The 20,844-nt window shown below is 55.2% G+C and carries 10 protein-coding genes and 1 pseudogene; 7 read left to right on the forward strand and 4 right to left on the reverse strand.

Features of this window, described 5'->3' with window-relative positions; all coding sequences use genetic code 11:
- Positions 1-1,155: hypothetical protein (locus H9X86_RS01085; RefSeq protein WP_204899749.1), on the reverse strand; the 1,155-nt coding region annotated here is incomplete at its 3' end.
- A 34-nt stretch (positions 1,156-1,189) separates the two neighbouring features.
- Between H9X86_RS01085 and H9X86_RS12840 the strand changes: the two genes are divergently transcribed.
- From H9X86_RS12840 to H9X86_RS01105, 4 genes and pseudogenes are all read left to right on the forward strand, one after another.
- Complete coding sequence (locus tag H9X86_RS12840; RefSeq protein ID WP_204899750.1) at positions 1,190-3,151, forward strand: ATP-binding protein; 1,962 nt, start codon at positions 1,190-1,192, stop codon at positions 3,149-3,151.
- 243 nt (positions 3,152-3,394) lie between these two features.
- Positions 3,395-3,493 (forward strand): annotated as a pseudogene (locus H9X86_RS12420) (AbrB/MazE/SpoVT family DNA-binding domain-containing protein); the annotation flags it as partial.
- Between the two features lie 652 nt (positions 3,494-4,145).
- On the forward strand, positions 4,146-5,366 hold the full coding sequence (locus H9X86_RS01100; RefSeq protein ID WP_204899752.1) for a YibE/F family protein: 1,221 nt from the start codon (positions 4,146-4,148) through the stop codon (positions 5,364-5,366).
- Positions 5,367-5,395: 29 nt separating this feature from the next.
- Positions 5,396-10,612 (forward strand): CehA/McbA family metallohydrolase, encoded by a 5,217-nt coding sequence (locus H9X86_RS01105; RefSeq protein WP_204899753.1) that lies wholly within the window; start codon positions 5,396-5,398, stop codon positions 10,610-10,612.
- Between the two features lie 152 nt (positions 10,613-10,764).
- On the opposite strand, the gene H9X86_RS01110 is transcribed toward H9X86_RS01105, so the two are convergent.
- Together H9X86_RS01110 and H9X86_RS01115 are read right to left on the reverse strand one after the other, a co-directional pair.
- On the reverse strand, positions 10,765-11,049 hold the full coding sequence (locus H9X86_RS01110; protein ID WP_204899754.1) for a type II toxin-antitoxin system death-on-curing family toxin: 285 nt from the start codon (positions 11,047-11,049) through the stop codon (positions 10,765-10,767).
- Between the two features lie 171 nt (positions 11,050-11,220).
- Entirely contained in the window at positions 11,221-11,388 is a 168-nt protein-coding gene (locus H9X86_RS01115; RefSeq protein WP_204899755.1) for a type II toxin-antitoxin system RelB/DinJ family antitoxin, read from the reverse strand.
- A 244-nt stretch (positions 11,389-11,632) separates the two neighbouring features.
- Here H9X86_RS01115 and H9X86_RS01120 point away from each other — a divergent pair, with 244 nt between their 5' ends.
- Positions 11,633-15,358, forward strand: coding sequence for a TIR domain-containing protein (locus H9X86_RS01120; protein WP_204899756.1), 3,726 nt, complete (start codon positions 11,633-11,635; stop codon positions 15,356-15,358).
- 222 nt (positions 15,359-15,580) lie between these two features.
- On the opposite strand, the gene H9X86_RS01125 is transcribed toward H9X86_RS01120, so the two are convergent.
- Complete coding sequence (locus tag H9X86_RS01125; RefSeq protein ID WP_204899864.1) at positions 15,581-17,572, reverse strand: hypothetical protein; 1,992 nt, start codon at positions 17,570-17,572, stop codon at positions 15,581-15,583.
- A gap of 157 nt (positions 17,573-17,729) precedes the next feature.
- On the opposite strand from H9X86_RS01125, the gene H9X86_RS01130 reads away from it, so the two are divergent.
- Both H9X86_RS01130 and H9X86_RS01135 read left to right on the forward strand, forming a co-directional pair.
- Positions 17,730-19,148 (forward strand): RyR domain-containing protein, encoded by a 1,419-nt coding sequence (locus H9X86_RS01130; RefSeq protein ID WP_204899757.1) that lies wholly within the window; start codon positions 17,730-17,732, stop codon positions 19,146-19,148.
- Positions 19,149-19,508: 360 nt separating this feature from the next.
- Positions 19,509-20,819, forward strand: coding sequence for an ATP-binding protein (locus tag H9X86_RS01135; protein WP_204899758.1), 1,311 nt, complete (start codon positions 19,509-19,511; stop codon positions 20,817-20,819).
- Positions 20,820-20,844 lie beyond the last annotated feature (25 nt).

Genomic DNA, 20,844 nt, shown 5'->3' on the forward strand with positions numbered 1-20,844 from the left:
GGGCTGAGGTTCTTGGGTGGGCTGGGGCTCCGGCGGGGTGGGTTCTCGTTCTGGAGCTTCTGGCGTGGTGCTGCCGCCCCGATTACCCTCGGAGTCATCCCCTTCCTCTTGGGGCAGCAAAAATGACTTGGAAGTCCAAAAGGCGGGTTCCCAGGGGTTTGTTGCCACCAGACGGTAGTGTTGGGGCGTGTTTTCCACGTCGTAGAAGTTACAGACCACATCGCCCTGGCTGTCGTGACCCACATCAAAATCAGGCCAGGCTGTCCAGGTCTTTCCGCCGTCTGTGGAAATTTCCCCCACAACCTGGGCGTACTCTGGAAGCTCTAAAAGCACAAAATGGGCAGAACAGGCGTTTTCTCCCTTCCAGATGGCTTGGGTTACCACCAGTTCCTCCGGCTGGTACCAGTGTACCGTGGTGGTTAGCGGGAGAATAGAGGGAATGGAGTCGCCGTTTTCGTCTAAAAATGCTCCAGTAAGGGTCATCTCTCCAGTGGTGCGTCCATCGTAGACGCTCATATCCCAGCAAAGGGGGAGTTCCATGCGCTCCTCCTTTCCCTGGTACTGGAGATTGGAGGTGAGGGTGTTGGGAAGGTGGGATGCCGTCAGAAGAGTACCCTCCTCAAGCCAGATATCCTCAGGGGAGTCATGGCCATTGTCCACAGTGGGAGGTGCCCATTGGATCAGTTCCTGGGGGATCTGAGTGGCAGTGAGAGAGATGGAGGAACCCGGCTCCTGGACAATGAGAAGCCCCTCACCTGTGGCGTCCAGGGTGACATCGGTGAGAATCAGACTACCTCCAGACTTGACAACAATGAGAGGTATTGAGGATAATGTTGCATGGATGACAGGACTTCTTTCTTGGTCGCTGCCCACAGACAGAGTTCCAATGCTCAGGGTACCGCCCTGCTCCACCACAATGGGGCCGGTGAGATTTACAGTCAGTTCCCCGGCATACATACCTTCGGGCAGATCTTGATCTGCAAACTGGGCAGATACAGTGGTGTAACTCAAGATCTCTCCCGCTTCGATGGTGCAGTTTCCCAGTGTGACGGTTTGGGTGGGAACTGTGGCGGACGCATGGGCAGAGGCGGTCAGGAAAAGACCCCCGGTGAGAAGCAGAGTCAGAAGAATCACGGCTGCTTTTTTCATAGACATATGGGATCATTCCCCCTGTATGAGGTGATAGTCGGTGAGTAAACGGATGAGATACGCCATACTGCCCTTGCTGTTGGCGGTGGTGGCCGGCGTGTTGGTATACGGCGCATGGTTTCGATGGGACAACAAATATACTGCCGCCCTGCCAGGTGGATATGGCTATAACGTATGGCAGGGGAGCAGGGATCAGGTTGCCTTCCTGGTGGACGGGTGGGAGTATTACCCGGGGCAGCTGCTGGAACCGGAGGACTGGAAAACCGGGGTGTCCCCGGAGGGGTACACCTATATCGGAGAATATCCCAACTTCTCGCACCATTTGGGCAGCCCATACGGGGAGGCCACCTACCGACTGGTGGTGGAGAATATCCCATCTGGGGCTGTCCTCTATCTACCTGAGCTGCTGTGTGCCGGGCGGGTGTATATCAACGGCACTTTGGTGGGAGAGCAGGGGAGTGTGGAGCCATATGTGCCGCTGGTCTCCGATGAAATATACCCCATAGAGGGGGAGGGCAGCACAGAAATTGTCATACAATGTGCCAACTACTCCCACTACTATTCTGGGATGTACTACCCCCCTGCTGTGGGTTCGTACTCTGCTGTATGGAACATGCTCACCGTGCGGCTGATCATTTACGGCCTGTTGTGTTTTGCCGCTTTGAGCGTAGCCCTGTCCTACCTGGTGCAATACCTGCTGGGACGGGACAGCTTGATGGGGTGGGCAGGACTTTTGAGTCTGGCTTTTTCTCTCCGGGTGTCCTATCCATTTTTTAGAGCCTTGGGTGCGCCATGGGTGGGACAGCTCTATGCAGTGGAAGATGTGTGCGGTAATGTGGTGCTGCTGTGCGCCCTGGTGCTGGCAGGGCGGCTATGCGGCATGGACCAGCACTGGATTCATCGACGGGTGGCCATTCCCGCAGCGGCAGGGCTGTGCCTGTTTACCCTGATATTTCCTGTGGCGATTTTACCATATTCTCCTATGTTTATCAACGCATACGGGTTGATTTTGTTTGCCTGGAAGGTGATAACAGGGGTGTATCTTATCGCTCTGATTGGATGTGCCAAATCCATAGACAGGCCTATGGGCCAGTATTTGATGGGTGCGGCGGGGTTGTATGCACTGTGGATGCTGATCTCAGTGGTAATGGCCAACCGCTTTGAACCCATTTACGGGGCCTGGCCAGAGGAGTATGGCGGGTTTGCCCTGGTGGTAGGCTACGCTGCGGGGATGGTGCGGCGGGGGGTACTGCTGGAGCGGGAAAACCGTCACCTGACCTGTCACCTGCAAGAGGAGGTGGAACGAAAAACCCAAGGGATGGAGACGCTGCTGGCCGAGCGCAGAGAGCTTCTGGCCCATCTGCTCCACGATGTAAAAAACCCTCTCTCTGCACTGCGGGGTTATGCGGAGTTGGTGCGCAGCGGCAATGTGGATTTGGACCCGGAGACAGCGGGGTACCTGGATGCCCTGACACAACGTGTGGAGGTGGTGGGAGATCGCTTTGAACTGCTTCAGCAGTTCTCAAGGGGAGAACGGGGGGTGTTACTGCGGGAGTCCATCTGTTTGAACCAGTTTCTCAAGGAGTTTTATCAGGACAATCGCCCGGATTTGGAGCTTTCCGGGGTGAGATTCACCTTAAAGCTGCCCACCCGGAGACTGATGGTACGGGGCAGCAAAGAGCGGCTGCGCATAGCTTTGGAAAATCTGTGTTTCAATGCGCTCTCCTTCACACCGGAGGACGGTGTAATTGCCCTGTCCCTGACTGAGGAGAATGGGTATGCCCTTCTTGTTGTGCGGGATACAGGGGCGGGCATTGATGCACAGGCTCTGCCTCACATCTTTGAGCGGGGATTCACCCAACGTCCCGATGGCAGCGGGGAGGGATTGGGACTGTATTTGGTGCGTGCCATTGCCCTGGAGCACGGTGGAACGGTGTCTGTGACTTCAGAGCGGGGCAATGGCAGCGTGTTTACGTTGCGCTTGCCAATCGTGGAAGAATAATGACGGAGAAGAATCTGTTGCCAAAAGGCCCAAACAACAAAATAAGAGGCTGACTCTTTGGTGGTTTCTCGTTTTCTCTATGAAAGATGTGTTGCATGATTGCAGCATAAATCTGGGAAAATATCCAGTCACTGAAGAAGGGCAGCTAATTGCATAACCCGTTGGAAACTGCTCATAATAATGGACAAAACAGGTATTTCTCGTAAGACCTGTAACTTTTCCAAGATAGAGGAGTGGCGAAGGATGAAAGCAACGGGCATTGTCCGAAGAATTGATGATTTGGGCCGGGTGGTTATCCCCAAGGAGATCCGCAGAACGATGCGGATTCGGGAAGGTGACCCGTCACAGACAACATGGACACGGTGGGAAATGTTCTGCTATGGAATGCTGGATCTGGCAAAACGGACCGGCATAAATGGTACATCATGACGAAGAAGACAATAGGAAAACTGACAGGGCAGAAGGGGTGCATTCCTTCTGCCCTCTTTTCTTGTATAAGTAGCTCCTTGCCAACACACGCTCTCAGACTTATGTTATCTCTAATAAATATATATAAGAGGGGAGGTTCTTATGGAATATCTTATTTTGGGTCTACTTATCCTCTCGCCTATGACGGGGTATGAGCTGCAGCAGTTTAAGGAAAGTGCGGAGAACACCAGGGAGAATTGGTTCATAATCAGCAGGAGGCCCCTATGCGGTTTAACTTGCCGCATGGGGGCCTCTTGCACCTGTTGCAAGAATCACATGGTCAAAAGTAAGTAAACTGTGACAAGATTTCACGCTTTGAACGTCTGAGCAGCCCGGTTGCCTGTGCAACTGGGCTGCCTATATTTTGCATAAAATTAGCAGCACGGCATTCAGAGAGAAGGATGAGGTGTTTACCTTTGTTTTACTGAAAACACCTGAAACTATGGTGGAAAGTGGGAAAAACCAGGTGATATACTTACGGACGGAATTCGGACGGGACACGTCAACAAGGAGAGCGTATATCATCATGGCGGGGAAACAACAGACAATACTGGACAGAGAACAGCCACAGTGCGGCAGAGATGAGAAGGGGAGAGGACAGTCTCATCTACTGCTGCGTCTTTTTCTGCTGCTGGTTGTATTGGCAATTCTGGTGGCAGCGGGGGTGTGGCTCAACCGCCCGGTGACCGGGCAGCCCACAGCGTCCGGCCAGCTGGTGTTTGTGCCGGCCAAAGTGACAGCGGTGTTGGAGGACAATGCTGCCCCTGACTGGGAGCAGGGTGAAGGCCGCCGTGTGGGTACCCAGGAGCTGGAGATTCAGCTGCTCTCGGGGAGCCATAAGGGGGAAGTGCTGCCATTGACCAACTACCTCAGCGCACTGTTCAATGTGGATGTGCAGGAGGGGGATCGGGTTATTGTGCGCCTCATCACCCAGGAGGACGGCTCCTATTATGCTGCCATGTTCAACTATGACCGAGGCTTTGTGATGGGGGGCGCACTGCTCATTTTCTGCGCCGTATTGGTGATTCTGGGTGAAAAAAAGGGCCTGAGAGCCTTGCTGGGGCTGGTATTTACTCTGCTGTGTCTGTGGCATTTGCTCTTGCCCGGTCTCGTTCGTGGGTTGCCTGCCATACCCCTGACCATTGGCGTGGTGGCGGTGACTGCGGTGGCTTCTTTGGTGCTGCTGGATGGGCTGACCCGGAAATGTCTATGTGCCAGTTTGGGGTGCGTGTGTGGAGTAGCAGTGGCTGGTTTGTTTGCCTGGGTGGCGGGGATGATTACGCCACTGAACGGGTTTAACATGACTGAGGCCGAGAACTTGATGCTCCATGGCAGCGAGTATGGACTGACCATTCAGGGGCTGCTGGTGTGTGGGGTTCTAATAGCAGCTCTGGGAGCTGTGATGGATGTGGCCATGTCCATCGCTTCAGCGGTGTGGGAGCTACGGGAGCAAAATCCCGCTCTTTCGGCGCAGACTCTCTTCTGCTCCGGAATGAACATTGGCCGGGACGCCATGGGAACCATGGCCAATACGCTGATTTTGGCCTTTGCTGGCTCCTCCTTCAATATGTTATTGCTGATCCAGGTCTATGACATCCCGTTTCTTCAGTTGGTGAATACGGATTTTCTCTGTATTGAGGTGTTGCAGAGTGTGGCAGGCTCCCTGGGCATCCTGTTGACAGTTCCTCTGGTGGCAGGCATCAGTGCCTATCTGATGTCCCGCCCGTCCAGAGTTCTTGATAGATGAAACCATTTGAGAGAAAGGAACGGATACTTATGTATCGAAGATTCAAAAGCTGGAGCAAGCGTGGATTGACTATGCTGATGGTACTGGTTCTGTGCTTGGGCATGCTTCCTGTCATGTCCTACGCCCAGGAGAACACCTATACCCGGGTCACATCTGCAGCACAGCTCCAGGCGGGCGGCAGCTTTGTGCTGGTGGCCAGCACTGATACCGGCACCCAAGCTCTAGGCTCCACCATTGGCAGCAAAATTGACGGTGTACCAGTGACGGTGAACGGGACCAACCTCAGCGGCACAAATGTGCCGGTATGGACGGTGGCGGCATCGGGAACCGGAATCAGCCTGTCCAACGGCACCAATTATTTGGGCTATGGCAGCAGCACCAGCTTTACCAAGCCTGAGGAGTCCTACACTTGGAATGTGACCGACAACCAAGATGGCACCTTCCGCTTTGTGGCCTCCACCAGCAGCACCCGGGCCATTGCATGGCAAATCTCCGGGGAGCGTTTTGGTGCATACTCCACCACCAATAATGCCAGCGAATATGTATTTGACCTGTTGGTGTTCCGGGTGGATAGCGGGGACGCAGGGATTACAGTGGCTGCACCCCAGGCACAGCCCCAGGGCGGAGAGGTGGCCTCCGGCACCGCCATCACCCTCACCTGCGCCACCCAGGGAGCTTCCATCTACTATACCACTGACGGCAGCGACCCCAGTGAGACCAGCAACCGCTATACCGAGGACACCAAGCCGGTGATCACCGGCGAGGCTGGGGCCCAGGTAATCCTGAAGGCAGTGGCTGTGTTGGACGATACCCAGAGTGCCATCCAGACCATTCGCTACACCATTCAGGGGCCGGCCACTGCCCAGCGGGTGGAGACAATTGCAGAGGGAGACGTGGTGACCGTCTACTATCCTGAAGCCAACAAAGTTATGAGCATCCAGGGCTATACCTACACCAGCAGCTCCGGCAGCACCAAGGATGAACTGGTGGCCCTGGATGCCCAGGTCAGCGATGACACTCTGACGATTCCCGAGGGTGCGGCTCAGTTCAAGGTCTATGAGCAGGACGGCCACTATGTCCTCAAAAGCGACGAGGGTTTCCTCTATCTGGACGGCACCAACGTTCGACTGGTGGAGGAGCAGGGGGAGTACACCCTCTTTGACCTGGAGGAGACCGAAAACGGCTCCTATGTCAAGGGAACCAATGCGGTAGCTTATAACAAGCCCCAGTACCTGGAGTACTACGGCGGTTATTTTACCTGCTATAGCATGAATACCAGTAAGCCTGGACTCTATACCTTCCAGTTCTACCGCAGCGGCAGCTTTGATGTGAATGACGAGCCTCTGGTGCCTGATGACGGGCAGGAGGGAGAGACTCCTATTGCTGCTGGTGACCAGGTGGTTATTTACGCTCCGGACACCATGCTGGCCCTGTCCGCCACGGTGAAGAGTACCTACTATCCCGTGGGTGTGGCGGTGAAGCTGGAAGAGGGAACCCTCAGCGGGTATGAGGCCACCGAGGTGTGGACAGTGGGGGGAGATGCTGCAACCGGCTTTACCTTTACCAATGGAGGTAAGACTCTGAGTATGGCGGGAAGCTATTCCAGCGTGTACCCCGGTGCAGGGGAGAACAAGACATGGACGCTGGAAGCCAGTGATACCACAGGAGTATACTATGTGAAAAACCAGGGCCGTGGCAATTACCTGCTCTGGGATGACAAGTACGACGATTGGACCACCAGCGAAAGCGACAAAACCGGCGTTGTGTTCCAGGTGGTGGACGGTGTTCCTGAACCTGAGCCGGAACCCACCCAGCTGGAGGTGCGGGCTACCCCGGCCAGCGGAGCCTCTCTGACCGAGGCTGCTACCATTGAACTGATGAGCGTGGAGGGTGCCACCATCTATTACACCACCGATGGCTCCAATCCCACCACCGACAGCAAAGCCTACACCCAGGCCCTCACAGTGGGCGAGGACGTGGCGGTTCCCACAGCGGACCAGCCTCTGACCCTCAAGGCCATCGCCTATCTGCCCGCCGATGAAGAGGCTGGCACCCAAGCTCAGACCAGCCCAGTGGCTGAGTTTACTTATCAGGCTCCCGTGTCTCTGAATGACTACAACCTCTACTTTGGTCAGCTCCACTCCCACACCAACATCTCCGACGGTGCAGGCAGCGTGGAGGAGGCCTTTGACCATGCCTCTCAGGTGGAGAATCTGGACTTTCTGGCCGTCACTGACCACTCCAACTCCTTCGACAACGAGAGTGCCGATGGGGTGGGCCTGGAAAATGACTGCTCCACCATCAGCAGCGAGTGGGCCCAGGGCCACGAGGCGGCTGCAAATGCCACTACCGAGGATTTTGTGGGTCTGTATGGGTTTGAGATGACCTGGTCCGACGGCTTTGGTCACATAAACACCTTCAACACCCCTGGCTTCGAGAGTCGCAGCAACAGCGAGTTTGGGAACAAGTCCGGCAGCACGGAGGGGTACCAGAACTACTATAACATGCTGTTGCAGGTCAGTTCCTCCCTGTCCCAGTTCAACCATCCCGGCACCACCTTTGGTGATTTCCAGGACTTTGCCTTCTACTCCGCTGCGCTGGATCAGCGCATCACCCTCATTGAGGTGGGCAACGGCGAAGGAGCCATTGGCTCCAGCGGCTACTTCCCCAGCTATGAGTACTACACTCGTGCCCTGGACAAGGGCTGGCACGTAGCTCCCACCAACAACCAGGACAACCACAAGGGCAACTGGGGCGACTCCAACACTGCCCGCAGCGTGGTTCTGGCCTCTGACTTGACCGAGCAGGGCATATATGATGCCATTGCCAACTACCGGGTGTACGCCACCGAGGACAACGACCTGTCCATCCTGTACTCCCTCAACGGCAACGCCATGGGCTCCATCCTGCCCCAGCAGGAGCAGGGGGTTACCATCCAGGCCCAGATCAGCGATCCCACCGACTCCGGCGATGCCAAGGTGGAGGTGATCGTCAACGGTGGTCTGGTGGCAGCCAGCAAGACCCTGTCCGGCTGCAACGGCACCGTGACCTTTACCTTTGACAGCAATGACTACTCCTACTACTATCTGCGTATCACCCAGGCCGACCAGAACATTGCCGTCACCGCTCCCGTGTGGACTGGCGAAGGGGTTAACGCCGGGATCTCCAGCACCGAGTGTGACCAGGAACTGGTGGTGCGTGGCGAGGCGGTCAACCTCTCCAGCGAGATCTACAACAACGCCGGCAGTGATATGACCATCCAGTCCCTGACCTATTCTGTGGACGGTGAAGTGGTCTACACCGTGAACACCAACGAGATCGGTACCAATGGTGTGCTGGCTTCTGGCGCTACGGCCCAGGTGTCCTTCCCCTGCACCTTTGACATGGCGGGTAAGACCACCGTGGATGTGTCCCTGGTCTCCACCATCGGCGGCACCGAGTACACTTTTACCGGGGTGCTCCAACTTAACGTCACCGATCCCTCTCTGGTCACCCGCATTCTGGTGGACGGCACCCACTACAACGACTATGTCACCGGCTACTATTCCGGGAATATGGGCAACTTCACCGCCCTGGCTGCCGAGATGAATGCCCAGGTGGCCATCAAGCAGCCCGGGGAGACCATCACCGCTGAGGACTTGGAGAATGTCTCCCTGTTGGTGGTGTCTGCCCCCCTGAAGAAGGAGCAAAATGGTGTCAGCCCCACCCAGGAGACCAACTTCTCGGAGGAGTACATCCAGATGGTGGCAGACTATGCCAAGAATGGCGGTACCGTGATCCTCTGCGGTCTGGCCGACTATCAGGACAGCTACAACGGTGCTCCCTTCTGCTCCACCGAGCAGATCAACCCCATCTTGGTGGCCATGGGCGCTACCTTGCGACTCAATGACGATGAGGTGCTGGACGACGACACCAACTATAACGGCGGGGCTACCCAGACCTACCGGGTGTACATGGACAACTTCAACACCCAGGACTTCCCCCAGCTCTTTGAGGGACTGCAAGAGGGTCAGGTGTACAGCGCATACTCCGGCTGTTCCGTGGATCTGGGCGAAAACGGTCAAGCTCTGGTGATGGGCTCTTCCAACTGCTACTCCATCAACTCCAACCTCCGCCCCGAGGGCAGTGAGGGCCAGTGGGATAGTGGCAAGGACAAGGGAAGCACCACCAGCGGCTCCTACGATGCCAGCACCGCTGTGGTGAAAAAGGGCGATGTGGTCACTCTGGCCACCGAGGCTGTGGGCCAGGGCCGGGTGTATGTGGCCGGTACCGTGTTCCTGTCCAACTTCGAGATTTCCGACAGCTCCAGCGTGGACTACGGCGACGCCAGCTATGCCAACAAGGTGATTGCCCAGAACATCGTCTCCTCCATCCTGGATGAGCGGGAGATCAGCACCATTGCCGAGGCCCGTGAGGGTGAGGTGGGTGACATCTTCACCGTGGAGGGTGTGGTTACCGCAGGTAACGTGGAACCCAATGCCTTCTTTGACACCATCTACATCCAGGATGAAACCGGAGGCATTGACCTCTATCCTGTCTCCAGTGCCGACGGCACCTTCCTGGTGGGCCAGACGGTCCGGGTTACCGGCAGCTGGGATCAGTACCAGGGTGACGTGGAACTGCGAGTCATCGATATCGAGCTGGTAGACAGCACCATCCAGCCCGTGGAGCCGAAAGAACTGACCCTGAAGCAGGCTAACGACTACGACACCTACGGTGGCTGGCTGGCCAAGGTCAGAGGCACCGTGACCTCGGTGGAGCTGGTCAGCGAGCAGGTCAGTGAGGTCATGCTCAGTGACGGTACCCATGAGTTCCGCCTGCTGTTCAACAACTACATTGGCTACTCTCAGGACGGCAGCACCCCCCTGGAAACCTTTGTGAAGGTGGGGGCCCACATCTCCGCTGTGGGTGTGGTGTACTATGATCCCGATGGGGCTTGCCTGCGTATCCGGGACCGCTCCGAGGTGGAGCTGGTGGATGATCAGCAGCCCGAAGAGGACGACACCACCAAGCCCGATGACGGTACCACCACCCAGCCGGGTGACGATGCCGGCAAACCTGGTCAGAGCACCGATGATTCCGGGGACAATACGGGCAACACCACGGACAACACCGCTAAGCCAGATGGGGACAAGAACCCCCAGACCGGCGACACCCACCAGATGATACCCTCTGTGGCGGTCCTGGTTGTGGCCTTGGGAGCCCTGTGCGGCGTGGTGACCCTGCACAAGCGGGTCCGGCGATAAGTAGGTATCCAACTGATCTAAAAAGATTCGCAATACAACAGAAGAAACGAGAAACCCGCTGCAGAAGTTTCAATTCTGCGGCGGGTTCTGGGTTCATAGAAAAAGCAGCAGAGCCACATTCCGTAGATGGAATGCGGCTCTGCTGCTTTTGATTATCGAAGATGCTGTTGAATCCATTTGCGCAAATCGGTTTCGTGGGCGGATCCGCTGGCAATGGAAATGAACATATCCGCCAGCTCTCCTTCTTGTAACTGGAGGGCATATCCGTTCCATTTGAGTAGTAGCTGCATCACCATAGCCCCGATGCGTTTGTTTCCGTCCAGAAAGGCATGGTTGGAGGCCAGGCCAAAGCCGATACGGGCAATTTTATCGATGTCACCGGGGAACAGGTCTATACCGCCAAAGGATTGCAGGGGAGCGGAGGTGGCGGCTTTCAAAGCAGATCAATCCCGGAGACCATCGATTCCGCCGCTTTTTTGGGTCACCAGAGCATGAAGGGCGATCACGTCATCTGCGGTAACCCAAATCATTCTGCCATCCTCTTGTAGTCGGCGGAGAATGTGTCCAGGAGTTCATTGGCATCCTCCAGCATATGCTCCCGGCTGATTTTAGCGGGGGGGAGCCAACTTCACCGCAAAGGGCATACCGCCGGTGCGTACAAAGGCGTTGGCAAAGATATTGAAGGCGGTGGATGGAGTCATGCCTAACTGGGCGCAGATTTCCGTCATTTGTGCCTTGGTCTGGCTGTCCATGCGAAAGGTCATATTAGTATCCACAGTAAATCCCTCCTTGCAATACAATTATGGTGCTTATTACGTGCGTTGTCAACACAAAGGCGGATATCTAAAGGGGGCGCAAGTCATTACAAGGCGTAAGCTGTTGAAAGTAGCCATAGGAGACAGATGCATGTGTACACAATGGGAGAACCACTTTGTTTTGCAACTGATCTGTTTTTTATTGTGCAGAGCCGATATTGGGAGTATAGTATAAAAAACGCAATTACCGGAGGAGGGAATGGACATGGGACTGTTTGGAGGTAAAAGAACCGGGGAGGAGATCTTGGAAAAGGGTCGGGCACTGTTTGACCAGGGAAAGTATGGGAAAGCCTGCCTAACCCTGCTCAAGGCCTCGGGGGAGCTGAATGGAGAGGTGGATTATTGGCTGGGTCGCTGTTATTTGGCCGTAGATGAAAAAAAGGGGAACCCTCCCAGCTGGACTGCCAAAAACTATCTGAAATTAGCTGCCAAAGCCGGCCATGAGGAGGCGGTCAGGCTTCTGGAGAAAACATTTGGAATCCAGCATGACCAGGTTCAGGATACTGTCCTCCAGACAGAGTCTACCCCCGCCCAAGGGGGCGGCCGGATAGGTGGGGAGGATGCTGCCACATTGCACTACAGGACCCGTGCAGGCTCCACCCCCAGGGGAAAGCCCAGAATCTATTTTTGTTGTCACCCGGAGGATTTTTCCCTCTGGTTTGAACCCTTGGCAAGAGAACTGCTGGAGCTGTGGGACTGCGCAGTCTGGTATGCTTCTGGGGTGCCTCGGGGCCGGGAGGCTGAGGAGGAGTTGGCAGATAGTTTGACCCAGATGCAGTTGTTTGTCATTCCCATTTCCGAGGCGTTTCTCCACGAGGAGAGCCATGCCAGAGCAGTGGAGTTTGCCCTGGCACAGAAGCACCACATCCCTGTGCTCCCCATTCTGGTCAACGGCGGTCTGGCCGCCGATTTCAACCGGATCTGCGGTGATCTGCAATTTCTGGATCGTACGTCGGTGGATGTTACTGAGATTCCTTACGGGGAGAAGCTGAAAAAATTCCTCACTTCGCTGCTGGTTACGGAGGACCTGGTGGAAAGAGTGCGGGAAGCCTTTGATGCGTATGTCTTTCTCAGCTACCGAAAGAAGGATCGGAAATATGCCCAGGAGCTTATGCGCCTGATTCATGAAAACCAGTTCTGCCGGGATATCGCCATCTGGTACGACGAATTTCTCATCCCAGGGGAGAATTTTAACGCAGCCATCCAGGATGCACTGGCAAAGAGCCGGCTCTTTGCCCTGGCGGTGACCCCGAATCTGGTCAATGAGAAAAACTATGTCATGGATATCGAGTACCCCATGGCCCTGCAAACAGGAAAGAAGATTCTGGCTGCAGAACTCTGCCCCACTGATCGGGGGATGTTGGAGCAGTGTTATGCGGACATTCCCAACTGCGTGGACAGCCATGATGCTGACGCCCTCTCCGTTTCTTTGATGGATAGCCTCCGGGAGGTGGCGGTCAGTGAGAATGACAGTTCACCCCAGCACCTGCTCTTCATCGGCCTGGCCTACTTGGGGGGGATTGATGTGGAGGTGAATCCCCAGCGGGGGGTGGAGCTCATTACCCAGGCAGCGGAAGGGGGACTGCCCCAGGCTATGGAGAAACTGGTCTCCCTGTACCGTACCGGCGGGGGTGTCCCCCTGAACCAGGACCAAGCCATCGCCTGGCAGGTCAGGCTGGTGGCCGCCAGGGAGGAGGAGCTTGAGAAGACCGGGCAGGGGGGAGAAGCCCTGTTGGATTCCTTGCAACTGCTGACACAGCTATATCTGGAGAGCCAGCAGTATCTCCCAGGGGCAGAGGCCTGCCAAAGACTGCACCAGAAGTTGACGACTCTGGGGGATCAGCTGGACCGGGGTACAGCGATGCTCTACACCCTCTGGTACCATGACACAATGGGTATCATTAGCCAGGAGCAGGGCCTTCTGGCTCGAGCCAGGGAGGAGTTCCGAGAGCTGGAGCGCCATGCTGTCCGGGAGTGGGAGGAGGAGGGAACAGCTGATGCTCTCTACCACATCCTGGGAAGCTGTCAGAGACAGGGTGAGCTGAGCCTGACAGAGGGAAATTTGGAACAAGCTCTGACCTGTTTTCAAAGGGGAAAAGAGCTGGCGGAGAGGGCGGACAAGCAGCTGAATAGTGTCATATCCATGTCTCGCTGCTTAGTGGCAGGGCTGAAATGTGCAGAGGTCCTCTGTCGACAGGATAACCTGTCCAGGGCAGAGAAGGTGTATGAGGAATTACTTCCCCTGGCCCAACGGCTGGCAGAGGATGGAACTCCCCAGCACAGAGAGATGTTGGCTCAGTGTTACCAGAGCATCAGTGATCTCTATGTCAGCCTGGGGAAGTACCAGAAAGCTCAGGCGTGTGAGAGGCAGAGCCTGTCCCTCGCCCGCCAGATGGCTGAGCAGGCTCCTTCCATTCACAACCTGAGACGGTTACTGGGGGATGAACTCCGCTGGGGGGATTTACTGTTCCGCCTCAATCCCGTGGGAACTCCGCTGCCCTTGGAGCTTTTGGAGTGCTATGAGGATAGTCTTAAGCTGGCCCGGAATTTGGTGGAGCGTACCGGCTCATCACAGGCTTGGCTGGATTTGGCCATGGCACAGGACAGAATGAGCCGGTACCATGCAGTGCAGGGGGATGAAGAGAGAGAAGCACAGTGCCTGATCCAGGCTGTGGAGGCGGCAGAGCATGGTGTGAACAGCTCTGGAGGAGTGGAGGCCATGCGAGCTTTGAGCGATTATCTGGGCCGTCTGGCCCAGATGCATGGGGAGAGAGGGGACGAAGAGCAGGATGGATTGTGCCGGGAGCGGAGAATCAGGATATTGAAGGACATTGGCCGGGAGAGCCAGTCTATGGAGGATCAGGTTGCTCTGGCCCTGGGCTATTACAGCATGAGCATTTGGAGTCAGGGCAGAGGGGAGTGTAAAACCGCCCTGGAACAGATGACTCAGGCGACTCAAATCTGTGAGCGAGCAGTGGAACTGGAGCCCACTGTCACCAGATATCGGAACATTCTGGCTGACTGCTATGGAAGAATGGAGCAGCTGTGCCGGGAGACAGGGGGTGAAGAGGAGGCCCGGCAATTCCGGAGCAAGGGGTTGAAGTTGGCAGAGGAAGTCCAGGGAGAGGATACCTCTGTTCAGGCCCGGCGATCTCTGGCAGCCAGATATCAGAAGCTGGGAGATAGCCATGCCTGGGACAGAGATTGGAATCAGGCGTGGCCCTACTACCGGCGGTATGTGGAAATCTATGTGGCCTTGGCAGGAGAGGAAGGCAGTAGTGAGCGTCTGGTGGAGCTGAGGGATGCGTGGATGCGGTGCAGCGCCTCTGCCCAGGAGTGCGGCAAGTACACCCAGGCAAAGGAGTTTGCCCTCCGAGGGTGCTCTGTGGGAACACAGGCCTTTGAGCTGGACCGGGGCAGTTTGGCTACCTATGACAGCCTTCTCCACTCCTATAAGTGTGTGGTGGAGCTGTGCCTGCTCCAAAATGAGTTTGATCAGGGGGAGCATTACGCTGGTGTCTACTGTGAGATGTGCAGGCAGCTGCCCAAGCTCTTTCCCAACACTGCCACTTACATGGGAAAGGGGCTAAGGGAACACGCAGGAACACGCATTCGCATAATTATGCAGACCTATGAGGAGCGGGCGGAGGCTTTGAAGGAGCAAGAAAACTATGATCTGGCTGTGGAGGCGTATGAGGGAGCAATCCGCTGCGGGGATGCGTTTCTGGAATTGTTCCCGGGAGATCTGGGAGGGAGATATCGGCTGGCAAGACTGTACTATCACTGCGGGGACGCATGGCCTGACAGCTACCTGGTATACTACATGAGAAAGTCTCTGGAGCTCTGGGAGGAACTGGAGGCCCAGGAGCCGGATAGGGAGAGTTTTGTCCGTAACGCAGAGATCGTGCGGGAAATCGTGGGTAATACATAAAGGGGCAGAGGCCGGAAGACCAACTGGTGTACTCAGCCCAAGGGGAACTGTTTGCTATGTCACAGGGCGGAAGCGAGCATTACCTCGCTTCCGCCCTGTGACATAATTCTATGGAACTCCATCAGTGAGATGGGGCTTTGTGTGAGCATTGATGTGTGGTATTATAGCGGTAGAACGGCTGGTATGATAGTTCCAGTTCCGGATGACGGTCCAATGTCTTTGTTAAGATTTCAGCCGGTAGATGCGTAGGCCGTCAAACATGCGAAGCATGGCCAGCATACACTCCATGGGTGCGGTATCTTTGTCTTGCTCCCCCTGATCCAGCCGGAGATAGTTGGCCTCTGCCTGTTCCCGGGTCACAGTGGGATAGCTGAGATCAAATCCCGGGATCATGTCCGGGTGGAGCCGCACCAGTTCCCGTTGGGCCCGGTCCGGGGTACCGTAGGCCCAGCCCATGTCATAGTGTTCCTGGAGCCAGCGTTGGTGTTCCAGTGGGCCAATGACTGCCAGCTCCTCCGGGGAAAAGTGGTCCACCATCTCCAAATCTGTCTCCTGGTCGGTGTAGAAGCAATCCACGGCGTCCAGGTAGCGGGCAAATGCCTTTGCCTGGTTGATGTTGGACAGCTTGTATTCAAGGGACAGGGACTTAAAGGACTGGGAAAATTGATTCAGATTGTCCGGGTCTGCCAGGAATGCTTCCTCCATTCCGGCAGCCTTGGCTTTCTGCCAGCCGGCACTGTTCCATCTGCCGTTGAGAACCAAGGCGAAGCGGTACAGGCTGAGAAAGTTACACCGGGACAGGTATCCGGCACGGCTGCCATGGGTGGGGGGACACAGTTCCGCCCCTACCTGGAGCCCAATGGGGTCCAAATTCACAATACGGGCGATATTGCTGAGAAATTCAGACACACCCTGGGCATTTTTTTCATACAGGTCGGAATAGGCCTTGAGTTTCGGCCTTTCTTCCAGGTCTCCGGCCTGCCACCGGCCATAGGCCTCCTGGTAAGCGTGAATTCTGGCCTGGGCGTGGTTGTCAAAGAGATAGATTGCATCCACACCGGTTTCTCTCCACTGAAAGCGGCAATCCATGGGGTGCAGTTCCAGCTTGGAGTTGCGTCCGTAAGCCATCCGATCCCAGCATTGAAGTTCATCGCACAGCATGAGCATGTAGGCCAGGGGATGCAGCTCCATGGAGAAGGGACGGTTACCCTCCTCTTTGTAGTGGGCAATGGTGAATTTATACAGGCTGTTATGGAGCAAAATGGCAGTAAGAGAATCCACGTGGGCCTCCTCCAGCACAAGACCCATCTCACAGAAAAGTTTGTTGAGAAGAACAGTGGCACTGAAATATGCATGGTCCATGAAGTGATTGAACTTGTCCGGGTGGAGAGGAATCTCCTCCAGAGCGGTGAGCAGGGACTGTTGGGAGACCGGATAAACTTCGGACAGTTTTTGGGCCAAGGCCCAGGCGAAGAGTTCGTTGGAGGTGGAGAAGTTCTGGCCGGGAAAGAGAGTGGCCAGCCGGCCCTGGACTGGGGCGGACAGATCCACCAGAGACTGGAGCGCCTGATAGGCCACAAAGGGCCGATCCTTCCTCCGGTCCCCACTGACCTCAAAGTAGGAGGCTACCTCCTCAAAGGGAAGCTCAAAGGGATAGCCAATGTCATGGAAGAGGGCGGCAAGGCCCCAGTACTGCAAATAGTGACAGGCAGCCTGCCCCTCATCCGTCAGGCCGTAGAAGTGGCAATATTCCTCTCGGTAGAGAGGGGTGTTCTGGAAAAACGCCAAACCCAGCGCAAAGACATAGACGGCGTGGGAGTAGTGATCCCGGTGTTTCATGAGCAAGCGGCTTCCGTTGGACTCAAACTCAGAGAGAAGTTCGATCATTCGGCTGGTCTTTTCATAATCCCCCACAAACATCTCCAGATAGCAAAAATACACATCAAAGGCGTCCTCCCGGGTGCCGGAGCTTAAAAAGCGATCCAAGGCCCGTTCCAGGCAGAGACGCTCCACGTCCATTTGCATGTTGTAGGGAAGTTCGTGGGGGTGCAGACCTGCACCCAGGAATGGGCCCTTTGCTTCTGCCTGTTTTTTCTCTTCGCTGAAGCGAAGATCTTGACAGCGTTCACGGATAAAAGTCAGAGCCGAATCCCTTATGTTGGAGGGATTTTTACCAACTTCTCCTCCAATGCGCTCTAACATGGTGTATCCCATGGAGATTCCCCCTTTGTTATGCCGGTATTACCGGCAATTCTATCCCTTAGATTTTACCAACAGAGAGGGGAAATGGCAATGGGTTTCTCCTCTCGGAGTGAGAGATGTAGTTGGGTGGGGCAACTAAGAAAGGTGTGGTTGTATGAAATCAAGGTGGATGAATCTGGGAAAAGCGTTGCTCTTCCTGGCTCCCTTTGTGCTGGGGGCTGTGGGCCTGATTGGTCTGGAGGGGGCACCGGTATTGGACTCCCTATTTCAGTGTGCATCCCTGTATATCATGAACTATCAAATCTCACCCCCAAATCTTTTGGTGGAACTGGCCCGATGGACTGCGCCTCTGGCTACCGCCAGTGGAGTATTTCTGGCGGTGGCTGCTGTCCGAGACGGGGTGCGGCGCTGGATTCGATACCTCTGGGGTGACAGCGTGGCGGTCTATGGCCCCCGGGAGCAGCGGGAGGACATGTTGGCCCGGCTGGGGAGGCGGGGAATTGACGGGGGAGATGCGTGGAAGCTGGTCTCTGCCCAGAGCTACCTGTTGCTGGGGGAGGAGGGGGAGAACTTTGATTTCTATGGGGACAACCGGGAGACGTTGTCCGGGCATACCGTCTACCTGCGCTCTGACACCATTCCTGCCCAGTCTGTCTCTGACCCCGGGTTACACCTGTTCTGCCCCCATGAGACGGCGGCCCGATTGTTTTGGAAGAAGAGGTGTCTCTATGAGACATCGGTCAGGTGCGGTCACCAAATGTCCATTGTCTTTGTGGGCTTTGGCCCTTTGGGGGAGCAGCTCCTGCTCCACGGTCTGCAAAATAACATTTTTGCGCCGGACCAGAAAATTGAATATCACATCTTTGGAGAAGCAGCGCAATTTTCCGCCGTTCATACCTGCCTGTCCTGTGTAGAGGACCGGGTCATTTTCCATCGGGAGTCCTGGTATGAGAAGCTGGAATTGTTGGAAGCGGCTGAGATGGTAGTGGTCCTGACCCAGGAAGGACAACTTGCTCTGGTCCGGGATTTGCTGCTGTCCACCACAGCCCTGGTGCTGGATGTATTCACCGCTGGAGAGCGTGGATTGGAGCTGCTGGCGGGGCAGGAGCGGCTGCGGGTATTCCACTGGGAGGGAGAGAGCTGTTCTCTGGTCCATATTTTCAGTGATATTCTCTTTCAGAGGGCCAAGAGGATTAACCTGCGCTATGCCCATATTTACAGCGGCGTGGAGGAGACTCCCGAGAATGGAGAGGGAGAGTGGGAGAAACTGGACGGTTTTACCCGTTACTCCAATGTCAGCGCAGCAGACTATCATCAGGTGCGCCTGCATATGCTTGCCGCCCTGGGATGGCCTGTGGAGGGAGAGAGACTAACGGAGGATCAGCTGGAGCTGCTGGCAGAGTTGGAGCACATGCGCTGGTGCCGATATCACTATCTGAATAACTGGCGGCAGGGGGTGCCGGAGGGAGGAAGGCGCAAAGACCCGGTCCAACGGCTCCACACCGATCTAGTTCCATATGGGAAACTCAGCAATGAGGAGAGAGAAAAGGACCGGGAGAATATCCGGGTTCTTCTGGAAATGGACTGAAATGAAATTTATGCAATTGCATGTTCTGTTGTATGACGACGGAAAGATTTCTATGGAAACATAGGAAAATCCTGGATGTTAGGTAATGACCCGTTGCAAATAACGCACATAAAAAAGTAAAGTGGTAGCGTTATGACTGACCCGGGATCTCCTGCGCTGGAGCCGTCAGCGGACGGCAGAGAAGAAGTTGGAGCGGCAGAAACAACAGGAACTGCAATAAATTGTAAGCTGATGATAGGCTGGTAAAGGGGATAGCACAAAAAGTCGATGTAGTTTTTGAAAGGATTCGACAGAAACTCGTTGCATTTTTTGTAATAATGGAATATGATATGTGTACCAAATGCAAGGAGGGGGTTGCCCATGTACCGGGTTGCCTTAGAAGCGCTTCACAAGTGGAAAAACAGTAAATACCGCAAGCCACTGATTATTGAGGGGGCTCGCCAGGTGGGCAAGACCTGGCTGATGAAGGAGTTTGGGAGAACCGCCTACCAAGATATGGTCTACATCAACTTCGATGCCAATTCCTCCATGGCGGAGTTATTTGCTGTGGATCTCAACACAGATCGCTTACTCATGGGATTGGAGCTATACGCCGGACGAAAAATTCATCCAGAACAGACACTCCTCATCTTTGATGAGGTGCAGGAGGTGCCCAAGGCACTGTCCAGCCTAAAATACTTTTACGAAAATGCCCCGGAGTACCACATTATCTGTGCCGGTTCTCTGTTGGGGTTGGCACTCCATGGGGGAACATCCTTCCCTGTGGGGAAGGTGGATTTCTTGAAGTTATATCCCCTGTCCTTTCGGGAATTTCTCATGGCTACAGGAAAGGAGCGATTTGCTCAGCTCCTGGACAGCATGGATTTTTCTATGATTACCCCCTTCAAGCAGACCTATATCGATGCCTTAAAGCAGTACTACTATGTGGGGGGAATGCCGGAAGCGGTGGGGCATTTTTCGGAGAATTGGGACTTTAATGAGGTGCGGGAGATTCAAAAAAGGATTCTGTCTGCCTATGAACAGGACTTCTCCAAACACGCCCCCAATGAAATTGTCCCACGCATCCGCATGGTGTGGAACAGCATTCCATCCCAACTGGCCAAGGAAAACAAAAAGTTCATCTACGGTCTGGTGCGAGAGGGGGGGAGAGCCAAGGACTATGAGGCAGCCATCATGTGGTTGTCGGACTGCGGCCTTATTCATAAAGTCAGCCGGGTCAATACCCCAAATCTGCCCCTGAAAGCATATGAGGATTTGAAGGCATTTAAGCTGTTTGTGGTGGACGTTGGTCTGCTGGGGTGTATGACCGGGCTGCGTCAGAGAACCTTGCTGGACGGGAACGATATGTTTGTGGAGTTCAAGGGGGCACTGACGGAGCAATACGTCATCCAGCAGTTGAAAACGCTGCCGCAACTGAACACTTATTATTACACAAATGACAGAGGCTCTTGCGAAATCGACTTTCTGGTGGATAACGGGGAGACCGTGGTCCCCATCGAGGTAAAAGCGGAGGAGAATTTGCAGGCCAAGAGTCTGCGCACCTATCGAGATAAGTTCCAGCCGGACATTTGTGTGCGCACCTCCATGTCGGACTATCGGAGAGAAACCTGGCTGGTGAATCTTCCGCTATATGCTATGGAAGAAGTGGAAAAAGAGATCCAGGTGAAGTAGGACGAGAGAAAGCCGAGCACACCCC

Source organism: Pseudoflavonifractor capillosus, from assembly GCF_016902575.1.
In the GTDB taxonomy this organism is placed as follows: Bacteria; Bacillota; Clostridia; order Oscillospirales; family Oscillospiraceae; genus Enterenecus; species Enterenecus capillosus_A.